Genomic DNA, 11,670 nt, shown 5'->3' with positions numbered 1-11,670 from the left:
GCAAAGCTTGGCAGCACTCTCCGTGAGATGCTGCCAAGCTTTTGTTATTTCTTACGAAAGTTTCATTTCAGGGCAAATATTAGCCCTTGATTAAGAAATCGGGCGTTTCATCATAGAGACCAACCTTTGCGAGAAGTGAGGTCCTAATGACGAACGAAATGGAACTGCAACTGAAGGGCTACGGCCTGACGACCGCTCAGATCCTCTACCACATGCCGGATCATCCAACCTTCCTCCAGACCTATGTGTGGCAGCACTACGACCTGGCACCGGACTTTCCGGAAATGCGCAGCTTCCTGAAATTCTGGGAAGAGAAACTGGATGGACCGCTGCATTCGGTGCGCTATGTGCATCGCAAGCTGATCTCGGCGACGGAATGGCGCGCGCTCAAAGGCGAGTTCATTCTGCACTGAACCGCCGATCGAAACCGAGGAGCCTAAGGTGGCCTTCGGTCAGGCTACCGGCGTTGCGATCGGCAAGCCCTGATAACCGCGATCGCTCAGCGTTGCGGACGCTGCAGCCGATGCGCTCTCAGACATGCACCTCGCCATGCGCCAGTTCGCCTTCACGCGGCTCCCTGTGCAGCGAGCCGTAAAGGACAAGCGCATAGAACAGCAGAACGCCCAGGACCACCGGCCAGCCAGGCAAAGGGCCGAGTGCGGCATTCTCGGCGACATCGGTCCAGGACCGCACATGCCCGAAGGGTTCGCCATTGGCCGACATCTTCGGCGAGGAGATCTTCAGCGCCCAGGCCAGCAGCAGGATCAGATACATCCAGCAATAGTTGCGCTGCAGCCGCCGACAGAGCGCCTCGCGATAGGTCATCAGAAATGCCGGCTTGCGCAGGCTCTTGGCGATCGCCGCCGCCCAATTGAAGTTCGGCGCGCCGTCCGGCGCCAGGATTTGCGCGAAGTATCCGCGTTCCAACTGCCGCACGCGGGCGCGATAGACATCGAAGAAGCGGTAACGCCGCGCCTCGATCAAGAGCAGCAGCGTAATCAGCAGCATCGCGAAGAGCAGCACGCCGTGATGTGACGTCGGCGTCGACAGCGATACCGAAAGCAGCGCCGCAACCACGGTGATCGCCCAGTTCGAGGTTCGGTCGATGCGGTCGCGCCAGCCGGCCATACGGCCCATTTCACCGCGATAATAGTGCACGACCGCGTTGATCTGCTCCTGGGATGTTTGCGGCAGCGGCGGCCCCTTCGGCTCCTTGACCTCCGCACTGATGATCAGCGGGCCGAGCTCGGCGGACATCGGCGTTCCTCCCGTCTTTTCTTATGCTTGCGATGATGACTCCTTTCCTCTCGCCGATAAATCCCGACGGCGTCGCAGGGCGCCGTTTTTCGTTCAAAAGGCCAATGAAAACCTATTTGTCGTCCGGATACCGATTAATCCGCTCCGGTAAACGATCGCCGACGGCGATTGCCAAAGCGCCTCTGCGGACGTAAGAAACGCCCCATGACCCAGAAGAGCACGAAAATCGACGAGGAAGCGCTGGCGGAAGCCTATAACCGCGCCCTCTCCCTGGAAAAATCCGGCAAGTTCGATGCCGCCGCCGATGCCTATGCCGAAGTGCTGGCGCTCGACCCGGAAGACCACGGCGGCGCTGCCGTGCGCCTGGCCTCGATGGGACGCGGCGAGACGCCGGTGAAGGCGCCTGACGCCTATGTCGCCACCCTCTTCGACCAGCATGCCGAAGTGTTCGACAATGTGCTCGTCGACCAGCTCGGCTACTGCGTGCCGCTCCTCGTGCGCCAGCGGCTGCAGGCGCTTGAGCTTGGCCCGTTCGATCGTGTGCTCGATCTCGGCTGCGGCACGGGGCTCACCGGCGGCGCGCTCCGTGATATGGCCGACGACATCACCGGCATCGACCTCTCGGAAAACATGGTCGAGATCGCCCATGAGAAGGATCTCTACGAGACGCTCTACGTCGCCGAAGCGGTCGATTATCTCGATGACAACGACGACGAGCCCTTCGATCTGATCGTTGCGACCGACGTGCTTCCCTACATGGGCGCGCTCGAAGCGCTGTTTTTCGGCGCCGTCGACAACATGGTGCCCGGGGGCCTCCTGATCTTCTCCAGCGAGACCCTGCCCACCGAGACCTTCGCCGGTCGCGATTTTATGGTAGGCCCGCACCAGCGCTTCGCACACGCCGAGAGCTATCTCCGCAACCGTCTCGCCGCCACCGGTTTCGAGATCGTCGAAGTGGGCGACATCACCGTGCGTCTGGAAGAAGGCGAACCGATCGCCGGCCATCTGGTAATCGCGCGCTTCAAGCCCTGATCGGCAGACATGTTTCCTTAGGTCGTATTCGATGTAAGGATAATCGCATGGCAACATTCGCGGTGCAGGAGGCGTCATGCGAAGGGAGCATCGCGCCCTTCGCTCTTTTCGAGCGCTATGTCGCAGGCGCCACCAATGGCAGCTTTTGGCCCGCGGCGGCTGGGCGCTGACGCCGATCGGCCGCGGAGCGCCTACTGGTGCGCCAGCGCCGTCTTGCCCAATGAAAACTGCCTTTCGTAGAAAATGCGAACTGACAGAACGACCCCACCGATGAGGATTGCGATCCCCGCAGCTTCCATCGCGGTCGGCCATCGTGCATGAACGACGAGACCGCCGATGACCCCAAATGCCGTTTCCGAAACGATCAATTGCGCGGCCAGTGCAACGGGCAAGGTTCGAGACGCGACATTCCACGCCCACACTCCGCATACGGTTGCCAGAAGCGCGAAGGATGTACCCCAAAGATAGAGTGAGCCGGCGGCGTGCCACCCAAAACCGAGTTTTGGAAGCTGAAAGAGACCCATCGCTGCTCCAGCCGGGTAGAAGGCCAGCATCAAGACTCCTCCGCCAACGAGTATAAGCGCGGACCACACACCGGAGGGCATTTCAGGTCGGACGGCCAAGGCGGCCTGATTGGCAATCGCAAACCAGACCCACAACGCCACCGCCGCAAGCGCCAGCGGAACACCGATCCAGAAGGAACGGACGGATTCCAGTCCCTCTGCCGTGAACGCTGTGCCATTGACGAAAACAAGACCGAGCAGCACCAGCATGAGAGGCACCGTCAGGGATTGCCATGACACCGATCCCTGCCGCTGGTTGCCGACCACCATCAGAACGAGCGGAACCAAACCGAGAAAGGCGGGAGCAATCACCGGCCCAGCAAAGATGGCAGCTCCTGTCACCGTCAGGAAGTAGCCGACGTAGCCGATGAAGGCGAGCCAAATTGCTGAAAGCCAGTTTCGGAGCGTCAGGTGTTGTATCACCCCTCTATCCGAAAACAGAATGCAGAGGCCGACCAGAGCCGAGACCACATGACGGACAAGAGCAAAATCAAAGGTGGAGTAGTCGCCGATGATGAAAGGCACAACGAAGTTGAGCGAAAAGGCGAAGGCCGCGAAGAGCGCGGCAAGAACGCCTATGTAGAAACTCTTGTCCATAGTCCGGCCTCATTGGTTTTTCGGACGCTAATGCTTCCCTTCACGGTCCGCCATGCATGTGTTTGACAAACACCTTTTCCAGATTGGAAGTCGGCGCTTGAACGACCTAGCAGTTGAGCGAACTGTGCCTGGAAGGGCGCGTTGGACTTCAACTTCGGGGCCAACCTCGCTGGATTAGAGCGGCTCCATGTATACGGCGTGTGTTTGGCGAGCGCAGATGTGTACCAGAATGTACGGCGGGGTGGGTTTTCTCGGCAGTTGAAGCGCCTGGTGACTGCTCGCGGTACGCAACTGCCAACGCCACCCTCGTCACCATTGCTGGCCTGTGCCACATAACAGCACTCTTTTCCGCTCCCGTTCCATCGGCTACACCAAAGCGAAAGCAATGGGAGTATTCGGAAAATGGCAAAGGTCGCATTCATCGGTCTCGGCGTCATGGGCTATCCCATGGCCGGCCACCTCAAGGTCCGCGGCGGACACGAGCTGACGGTCTACAACCGTACCTTCGCCAAGGCCGAGAAATGGGCGGCCGAGTTCGGCGGCCGCGCAGCGCGGACACCGGCCGAAGCCGCCGATGGCGCCGAGTTCGTCTTCTCCTGCGTCGGCAATGACGACGACCTGCGCTCGGTAACGACCGGCAAGGACGGCGCCTTCGAAACGCTGAAGGCCGACGCCGTCTTCATCGACAACACCACCGCTTCGGCCGAAGTCGCCCGCGAACTCTATGCGGCAGCGAAGGCGCGCACCGCTCACTTCATCGATGCGCCGGTCTCCGGCGGCCAGGCCGGCGCCGAAAACGGCGTACTGACCGTCATGTGCGGCGGCGATGAACCGGCTTTCGATCGCGCCAAGCCAGTCATCGAAGCCTTTGCCCGCATGGTTGGCCTGATGGGCCCGGCCGGCGCCGGCCAGATCACCAAGATGATCAACCAGATCTGCATCGCCGGCCTCGTCCAGGGACTGGCCGAAGGCATCCACTTCGGCAAGAAGGCCGGGCTCGACATCGAGAAGGTTGTGGACGTCATCTCCAAGGGTGCTGCCGGCTCCTGGCAGATGGAAAACCGCCACAAGACGATGAACGCCGGCAAGTACGACTTCGGCTTTGCGGTCGACTGGATGCGCAAGGATCTCGACATCGTGCTGGCGGAGGCCCGCCGCAACGGTGCCAAGCTGCCGGTGACCGCTCTCGTCGACCAGTTCTACGGCGATGTCCAGGAAATGGGCGGCAACCGCTGGGATACGTCCTCGTTGCTCGCCCGCCTCGAAAAATGAGCCTCGGCCCGTCCTCGACCGCAGACGAGATCATCGCTCACCTGCGGTCGCTCGGCTCTGAAGACAATCTCGCCGGCATGGCGCGCTTCGGCATCGTCACCGAAGCCGCCCTCGGGCTCTCCAATGTCGAGCTGCACAAGGTGACGCGGCAGGTGAAGGTGGATCACCGCCGCGCGCTGAAGCTTTGGCAGTCCGGCATCCGCGAGGCGCGCATCCTGGCCGCGTTTACCGCCGACCCGAAAGAACTGACGCTGGAAGAGGCGCGCCGCTGGGGCGACGATTGCAATTCGTGGGAAGTGGTCGACACCGTTGCCGACCTTTTCATCGCCGCCCGCTTCGAGCGCGAACTGATCCCGGAATTCGCGGCCGACGAACGTGAATTCGTCCGGCGCATCGCCTTCGCGATGATTGCGACCGCTGCGGTCCACCTGAAGAAGGAACCGGACGCGACGCTCCTGAACTGGTTGCCGCTGATCGAGCGGCACGCAACCGACGAGCGGAACTTCGTGAAGAAGGCGGTCAACTGGGCGCTCCGACAGATCGGCAAGCGCAATTCCGCCTGCCATGGTCCTGCACTGGCGCTCGCAGAGCGCCTGGCCGAAAGCGCAAACCGCGCCGCCCGCTGGACGGGCAAGGACGCGGTTCGCGAACTTAAGAGCGACAAGGTGCTCGCGCGGCTTGGTCTCGATCAAAGCTGAGCCCGCTAGATCATTTCATTGTTTCATCGAAACACTGAAGTGATCTAAGTTTTTGAAATTACGCATTCCGGACGGAAAACCGTTTCACACTTTTCCTGGAATGCTCTAGCGCAGGCGTCTCAATCCTCGGCGGATTTCGCCTGGTCGATCATCATGTAATCGAGCGGAAGCTCGGTCGTGTACTTGATCTGCTCCATGGCGAAGGCAGAGGAGACGTCACGGATCTCGATCTTGGCGATCATGCGCTTGTAGAACGCGTCGTAGGCGGCGATGTCAGGAACGACCACACGCAGCAGATAGTCGACGTCGCCGCTCATGCGGTAGAATTCGACCACCTCGGGAAACTCGGACACCACCTCGGAGAAGCGGCGAAGCCATTCCATCGAGTGCGAATTCGTGCGGATCGACACGAACACCGTGACCTTGGTGTTGATCTTTACCGGATCGAGAAGGGCGACACGGCGGCGGATGACGCCGTCCTCTTCCATCTTCTGGATGCGCCGCCAGCACGGCGTGGTCGAAAGTCCCACCTTCTTGGCAAGGTCGGCAACGGCCAGCGTGGAATCCTCCTGCAACAGGCGCAGGATTTTGCGGTCTAGGCGGTCCATGAAAGTCCCTCTCGAATTATTTTTCCCTCTATAGCGCGAAATTGGTGAAGATAAAGAAAATTGTTTCAGGTTGTGAGCATAAGAACCCGCTCCCGCAGGAACGGCAGAACATCGGCCTCGAACCAGGGATTGCGCTTCAGCCAGCCGGTGTTGCGCCAGCTCGGATGCGGCAGCGGCAGAATGGCGGGATCCGCATTGCGCATCGCGTAGCGCCGCCAGTCCTTCACCGTCTCCGTCATCGATTTCGGGCATTCCGGACCGATGTGCCAGCGCTGCGCATAATGCCCGATCGCCAGCACCAGCTCGACCTGCGGCATCCGATCCATCACCCGCTGCCGCCAGAGCGGCGCGCATTCCCGCCGCGGCGGCAGGTCGCTGCCATGGGCGTCGTAACCGGGAAAGCAGAAGCCCATCGGCACGATCGCGAATTTCGCCGGATCGTAGAAGGTCTCGCGGTCCACCGCCAGCCATTGGCGGAGCCGATCGCCGGATGCATCGTTGAACGGCAAGCCGCTGTCATGCACACGAAGCCCGGGCGCCTGTCCTGCGATCAGGATGCGTGCCGTGGTCGAGATCACCGCCACCGGTCGCGGCTCGTGCGGCAGACGGTCGTCGTCGCCACGCAGCGGGCTGTCGCGACAGATGCGGCAGGCGGCAATTTCCGCTCTCAGCCGCTCCAGGTCAGGGAAATCGTTCTCAGGCATCGCCGATACCCGCAAACAAGGCGGTCAGCTGCTCCATGAGCCAGCGCCTCATGGTCTCGAGCCAACCATCGACCAGATGCGGCCCCTCGTCCGGATGGCCATTCGTGCGGCGCCATTCCTGCGGGGTCGTGAACGTGCCGACCCAGATGCCGCGCCGCTCTTTCTCTGCCCGTGCCTCTTCCGCTTGATAGTGCCCATAGCTGACCGCATACCCGGAGAGCACCATCTCACGGCCAATGTCCCGCCCGCCCGCTTCGCATGTGCCGAGGTCGCGGCCGTACCGATCGCGTCCGTGAAAACGACAGCGGACATCGCCGGCGGAAATCAGCGCCCTCAGGCGTTCGCGCGCCTGGCGGCCGCAATCCCAGGTCTCGCCGTCGCGCTCGCAGCTCTGGTCGAGTTCCGGCGCATCGATCCCCTCGATGCGAATGCGCTTGCCGTCAAGGCGAAGACTGTCGCCGTCGCTCGCGGACGCCGCTCCACGCGCCTCCCCGGTTGTGGCACGCTCCCCCACGGGCAGCTTGTCGGCGTAATAGGCGACGATCGAAAGCAGCAGAAGAATGATCCATCCGCCGAGCATGCCGCCACGGCCGGCCGATCGCGATCGCCCCGAAGACCCTCCGACTCGCCCGCCGGTGAAGCGGTATCTCGCCCGGCCCGATTTCACGTTTCCTGCACCTTTATCGCTACGCGCGCTCCCTGATCGAACCGGGACCGCATCACAAACATCGACGATTCCAAAAACTTAGAGGCGGAACCTCATGTGCCGGCTCTCAACTTTTGGCCCATGGACACCACCGCGCCATAATGGTTGTCGAATCCTTCACACACGGCAGCAACTTCTTAAGGATTGCTCACTAGACTGCAACGAAACCATAACCTTCGCATAAGAGCATGAGTATCGCTGCCAGCACCTCGACAGATAAGATCATTGTCGACAAGTCGCGAAACCATCGAAACAAGGCCGTTTCGAGGACGGTTCGCGCGACGCGAGAGCGGCTGCAAACGGGCTCGTCCGTGCCTTCGGGCTTCGAGCGCGAAATGCTCAATCTTTACATCGATTCGGCCCTGCACGGCGCCATCGCCATACCGGTGCTCGTCGCCCTGATTGCCGCCGTCGGGGTCTATCTCTCCGGCAATCTCAGCATCATCGTCTGGGCCGTCATGACCCTTTCGGCGCATGCGGTGACGCTGGTGCTAGCGAGGAAGGCGTGCAAGAAGGACATCGTTGCCGAAAAGGTCCCGGTCTGGCGCCGGCGCTTCCTGCTCGGCCAGGTGTTGATTGGTCTTTGCTGGGCCGCCTTCGTTGCGCAGGATTGCGCGTCGTGCGGCGATGTCCGCTTCGGTTTCTTCGAGGGCACTGCCCTGCTTTTCGCGCTTGCGGCCACTGCCATGGGCACGTTCCTGCTGCGCAATGCCCTGCTCTGCACCTTCACGCCCGTGGTCGCCGCACTGGCCTTTGTCTCGCTGACGACGGGCAATCCGATCTATATCGGCCTCACGGGCATCATCTCGCTGGCGCTGCTCTTCCTCGTGTTCATGACCGATCGCATGAACCGCGCCAATGTCCACATCCTCTCGGTTCAATCGGAGAAGGATGACCTGATCGCCGAGCTCGAAGTGGCAAAGTCGATGTCGGACGAGGCGCGGCGCCGGGCGGAGGAAGCGAACCTCGCCAAGTCGCGCTTCCTGGCCTCCATGTCGCATGAATTGCGCACGCCGCTGAACGCCATTCTTGGCTTCTCCGAGGTCATGTCGACGGAGGTCCTGGGTCCGCTCAGCAACCCGACCTACAAGGAATACACCAACGATATCCATCGTTCCGGCGAGCATCTGCTGAACCTGATCAACGAGATCCTCGACCTGTCGCGCATCGAGGCCGGCCGCTACGACCTGAACGAGGATGCGGTCAGCCTCGTCGAGATCGCCGAGGATTGCGTCGGCATGGTGCAATTGAGGGCGCGTGCCAAGAACATTACCATCCACTCGCAGTTCGAACTTGGCATGCCCTCGGTCTGGGTCGACGAGAAGGCAATGCGGCAGGTCATCCTCAATCTGCTGTCCAACGCCGTGAAATTCACCAATTCGGGCGGCGAAGTCACCTTCAAGGTCGGCTGGACGGCCGGCGGCGGACAATATCTCTCGATCAAGGACAACGGTCCGGGCATCCCGGAAGAGGAAATCCCGATCGTTCTGTCGGCCTTCGGTCAGGGCTCGATCGCCATCAAGAGCGCCGAGCAGGGCACCGGCCTCGGCCTGCCCATCGTCCAGGCCATTCTCGCCAAGCACAATGGCGAATTCATCCTGCGCTCCAAGCTTCGGGAAGGCACCGAGGCGATCGCCATCCTGCCGGCCCGCCGCGTGCTCGAGAGCCTGCCGGCAGTCGAGGACGTGGCAGCCCCGATCCGTCGTCGCAAGAGTTTCGCCTGATCCATGTTCATCGAAACGCAACGCTTGAGGCTTCGGCCCTGGGAGCAGCGCGACGTCGCGCCCTTTGCCGTCGCCAATGCCGATCCGGACGTGCGCCGCTACTATTTTCCTGACATTCTGACGCGAGAGAATACCGCGGCGATGATCGCCGACTGCGACCGGCACCTGCGCAGACACGGCTTCGGCTTTGTGGCCGTCGAGCGCAAGGCTGACGGAGCGCTCATCGGCGGTCTCGGCCTTTCGCATGCCGGAGACGAAATCCCCGGTGGCCCGCATGTCGAAATCGGCTGGATCCTCGCCCGCCCCTACTGGCGGCAAGGATATGCGCTCGAAGCGGCAAGCGCCTGTCTGCACCATGCCTGGTCGGCGCTCGCGCTTGCCGAGGTTATCGGCTATACCTCGCGCATCAACGAACCATCACGCGCGCTTATGGAAAAGCTCGGCATGCGCTCGGATCCGGCGGAGGATTTCGATGACGTGACGGTGCCAGAGGGCAACCCGCTGCGCCCGCACGTGCTCTATCGGATCGCGCCGAACGATCGGCGGTAACGGATCAGTTCATGAAACCGTCGAAGATCACGACGTAGCCGGCATAGACGCCGTTGGCGATGATCAGGCAGAGGCAGGCGAAGGAGCCGAGATCCTTGGCGTTCTTGCCCATTTCCGAGATTTCCGGCGAGACCCGATCGACGATTTCCTCGATCGCCGTGTTGATCGCCTCGAAGGCCATCATCAGCAGGAACAGGATCGCCATCGCCACGAACTGGAAAAAGGTCGCGCCGACGATGGCGAAGGCAACCATGGCGATGCCGAAAGCGATCAGCTCATGGCGGAAAGCAGCCTCGCTGATCAGCCGTTTCGCGCCGCCCAGCGAATAGCTGGCGGCAGCGAAGAGATGCCGAATGCCGGTCTGCTTCTCGACGGGACTCGTCTGTCCAATGCGGTGCGTGGTGTTCTTGGCGTCCATTTCTTCTCGACAAGGCTTGAAACTGCGCTTGCTTCGACATCGTGAATGAGGCGAATGCAAGGCGTTTGCCGGTTGCAGGCGTCTGCTGCATGTTTCCTTAAATTCCATCCGACTTAAGGATGAAAACATGCAGCACTTCAAAGTGCTGCAGCGACCTTTGCGCGTCTGACGAGACGCGCGGCGCTGTCAGACAATAGTTAGGGCTGCATGTGCGCTTTGGATAGGCGAGAAGCACGCGGCCATCAAGGCCCGCCACACGCGGGAATAGCGCCCGCGACAGGCTTTGGACAGCAATCGGCCGGCTTTGCCGTGAAAGCCGGCCGTATCTTGATTATTCCTTGTTGCTGACGCCAGCCTGCGCGAAGGTCGCCATGCCGCTGTGGCAGGCGGCCGCCGCCTTGACGATGCCGGCGGCAAGGGCCGCACCCGTGCCCTCGCCCAGCCGCATGCCGAGCGCCAGCAGCGGCGTCTTGCCGAGCTTCTCGATCGCGCGGATATGGCCCGGTTCGCCCGAGACGTGGCCGATCAGGCAGTGGTCGAGGGCTGACGGATTGGCCGCCTTCAGGATTGCCGCTGCCGCAGTCGCCACGTAGCCATCGATGATGACGGGCACCTTCTGCACGCGGGCTGCGAGGATCGCGCCCGCCATCGCCGCGATCTCGCGACCACCGAGGCGGCGCATCAGCTCGAGCGGATCGGAAAGGTGATCGCGATGCAGCGCCACCGCCTTCTCGACAGCGGCGATCTTGCGCTTCAGTACCTCGCCTTCGGAACCGGTACCCGGACCGACCCATTCCTCGGCGGTGCCACCGTAGAGGCCAAGATTGATCGCCGCCGCAATGGTGGTGTTACCGATGCCCATCTCGCCGATGCACAGCAGATCCGTGCCGCCGGCGATCGCCTCCATGCCGAAAGCCATTGTGGCCGCGCAATCCCGCTCCGAAAGTGCCGCTTCCTCGGTGATGTCGCCGGTCGGATATTCGAGCGCCAGGTCGAAGACCTTGAGGCCGAGGTCGTGGCTGACGCAGATCTGGTTGATCGCAGCACCACCGGCGGCGAAATTCTCGACCATCTGGGCGGTAACGGACGACGGGAACGGGGTGACGCCCTGACGGGTGACGCCGTGATTGCCGGCGAAGATCGCCACCAGCGGCCGGTTGACCGCCGGCGCCTTGCCGGTCCAGGCGGCGAGCCAGAAGGCGATCTCTTCGAGACGTCCGAGCGCGCCCGGCGGCTTCGTCAGCTGTGCGTCCCGCTCGCGCGCCGCGACCAGCGCTGCCGCATCCGGCCCCGGCAGGTTACGCAACAATTCGCGGAAATCATCAAACGGCAGACCGCTGGCACTCATGCTGGGAATCCTTGCATATCGTGAATCTACGCTCCTCATAGAGGGCGTCGAATATTCGGGCAACGGCATTTGCGCCAATCGGCGTCGCCGGAGCATGATCCGTCACGGGACGGACGATTCGACGCACGGCGTTTTGCATGCTCACCCTGCTCTCACTTGCGGGCGGCGGTGACATCTGCGATTGCGGCTGAGGG

At 61.9% G+C, this 11,670-nt stretch carries 14 protein-coding genes; 7 read left to right on the top strand and 7 right to left on the bottom strand.

Annotated elements, in window-relative coordinates:
• Positions 1-146 precede the first annotated feature (146 nt).
• Positions 147-413 carry an usg protein gene (locus AC3WWH_RS22130; protein ID WP_057248840.1) on the top strand — a complete coding sequence of 89 codons (267 nt, stop codon included), beginning with the start codon at positions 147-149 and terminating at the stop codon, positions 411-413.
• A gap of 118 nt (positions 414-531) precedes the next feature.
• Here the strand turns inward: AC3WWH_RS22130 and AC3WWH_RS22125 are convergent, their stop codons facing one another.
• Positions 532-1,257 (bottom strand): DUF2270 domain-containing protein, encoded by a 726-nt coding sequence (locus tag AC3WWH_RS22125; RefSeq protein ID WP_057248839.1) that lies wholly within the window; start codon positions 1,255-1,257, stop codon positions 532-534.
• A gap of 204 nt (positions 1,258-1,461) precedes the next feature.
• Between AC3WWH_RS22125 and AC3WWH_RS22120 the strand changes: the two genes are divergently transcribed.
• Together AC3WWH_RS22120 and AC3WWH_RS22115 are read left to right on the top strand one after the other, a co-directional pair.
• Positions 1,462-2,289: a class I SAM-dependent methyltransferase gene (locus AC3WWH_RS22120; RefSeq protein ID WP_057248838.1), complete on the top strand. Its 828-nt coding sequence runs from the start codon at positions 1,462-1,464 to the stop codon at positions 2,287-2,289.
• A gap of 47 nt (positions 2,290-2,336) precedes the next feature.
• Complete coding sequence (locus AC3WWH_RS22115; RefSeq protein WP_492377280.1) at positions 2,337-2,459, top strand: hypothetical protein; 123 nt, start codon at positions 2,337-2,339, stop codon at positions 2,457-2,459.
• A 21-nt stretch (positions 2,460-2,480) separates the two neighbouring features.
• On the opposite strand, the gene AC3WWH_RS22110 is transcribed toward AC3WWH_RS22115, so the two are convergent.
• Entirely contained in the window at positions 2,481-3,449 is a 969-nt protein-coding gene (locus AC3WWH_RS22110; protein WP_058324057.1) for a DMT family transporter, read from the bottom strand.
• Between the two features lie 402 nt (positions 3,450-3,851).
• Here AC3WWH_RS22110 and AC3WWH_RS22105 point away from each other — a divergent pair, with 402 nt between their 5' ends.
• Together AC3WWH_RS22105 and AC3WWH_RS22100 are read left to right on the top strand one after the other, a co-directional pair.
• Positions 3,852-4,721: an NAD(P)-dependent oxidoreductase gene (locus AC3WWH_RS22105; protein ID WP_057248836.1), complete on the top strand. Its 870-nt coding sequence runs from the start codon at positions 3,852-3,854 to the stop codon at positions 4,719-4,721.
• A complete protein-coding gene (locus tag AC3WWH_RS22100) occupies positions 4,718-5,419 on the top strand; it encodes a DNA alkylation repair protein (RefSeq protein WP_058324056.1) in 702 nt (233 codons plus the stop codon). Before AC3WWH_RS22105 ends, AC3WWH_RS22100 begins: the two co-directional genes overlap by 4 nt.
• A gap of 119 nt (positions 5,420-5,538) precedes the next feature.
• Here AC3WWH_RS22100 and AC3WWH_RS22095 read toward each other — a convergent pair whose 3' ends face one another.
• The 3 genes from AC3WWH_RS22095 to AC3WWH_RS22085 all read right to left on the bottom strand — a co-directional run bounded on the left by AC3WWH_RS22095 (position 5,539) and on the right by AC3WWH_RS22085 (position 7,311).
• Entirely contained in the window at positions 5,539-6,027 is a 489-nt protein-coding gene (locus AC3WWH_RS22095) for an Lrp/AsnC family transcriptional regulator (protein WP_057248834.1), read from the bottom strand.
• Positions 6,028-6,092: 65 nt separating this feature from the next.
• Entirely contained in the window at positions 6,093-6,731 is a 639-nt protein-coding gene (locus AC3WWH_RS22090; RefSeq protein ID WP_058324055.1) for a uracil-DNA glycosylase family protein, read from the bottom strand.
• A complete protein-coding gene (locus AC3WWH_RS22085; protein ID WP_058324054.1) occupies positions 6,724-7,311 on the bottom strand; it encodes a thermonuclease family protein in 588 nt (195 codons plus the stop codon). Before AC3WWH_RS22085 ends, AC3WWH_RS22090 begins: the two co-directional genes overlap by 8 nt.
• A 314-nt stretch (positions 7,312-7,625) precedes the next feature.
• Here AC3WWH_RS22085 and AC3WWH_RS22080 point away from each other — a divergent pair, with 314 nt between their 5' ends.
• The gene (locus AC3WWH_RS22080) at positions 7,626-9,161 is read left to right on the top strand and encodes a sensor histidine kinase (RefSeq protein WP_058324053.1); all 1,536 of its coding nucleotides are present in this window, start codon (positions 7,626-7,628) and stop codon (positions 9,159-9,161) included.
• Between the two features lie 3 nt (positions 9,162-9,164).
• The gene (locus tag AC3WWH_RS22075) at positions 9,165-9,710 is read left to right on the top strand and encodes a GNAT family N-acetyltransferase (RefSeq protein WP_058324052.1); all 546 of its coding nucleotides are present in this window, start codon (positions 9,165-9,167) and stop codon (positions 9,708-9,710) included.
• 4 nt (positions 9,711-9,714) lie between these two features.
• Here AC3WWH_RS22075 and AC3WWH_RS22070 read toward each other — a convergent pair whose 3' ends face one another.
• Both AC3WWH_RS22070 and cobT read right to left on the bottom strand, forming a co-directional pair.
• Complete coding sequence (locus tag AC3WWH_RS22070) at positions 9,715-10,128, bottom strand: diacylglycerol kinase (RefSeq protein ID WP_058324051.1); 414 nt, start codon at positions 10,126-10,128, stop codon at positions 9,715-9,717.
• A gap of 331 nt (positions 10,129-10,459) precedes the next feature.
• Positions 10,460-11,476: a nicotinate-nucleotide--dimethylbenzimidazole phosphoribosyltransferase gene (gene cobT / locus AC3WWH_RS22065; RefSeq protein ID WP_057248828.1), complete on the bottom strand. Its 1,017-nt coding sequence runs from the start codon at positions 11,474-11,476 to the stop codon at positions 10,460-10,462.
• Between the last annotated feature and the right edge of the window lie 194 nt (positions 11,477-11,670).

This window comes from Ensifer sp. EB106-03-01-XG145 (genome assembly GCF_058792075.1).
Note: the sequence above shows the minus strand (reverse complement) of the source record. Positions and strands in the feature narration are given on the sequence as shown.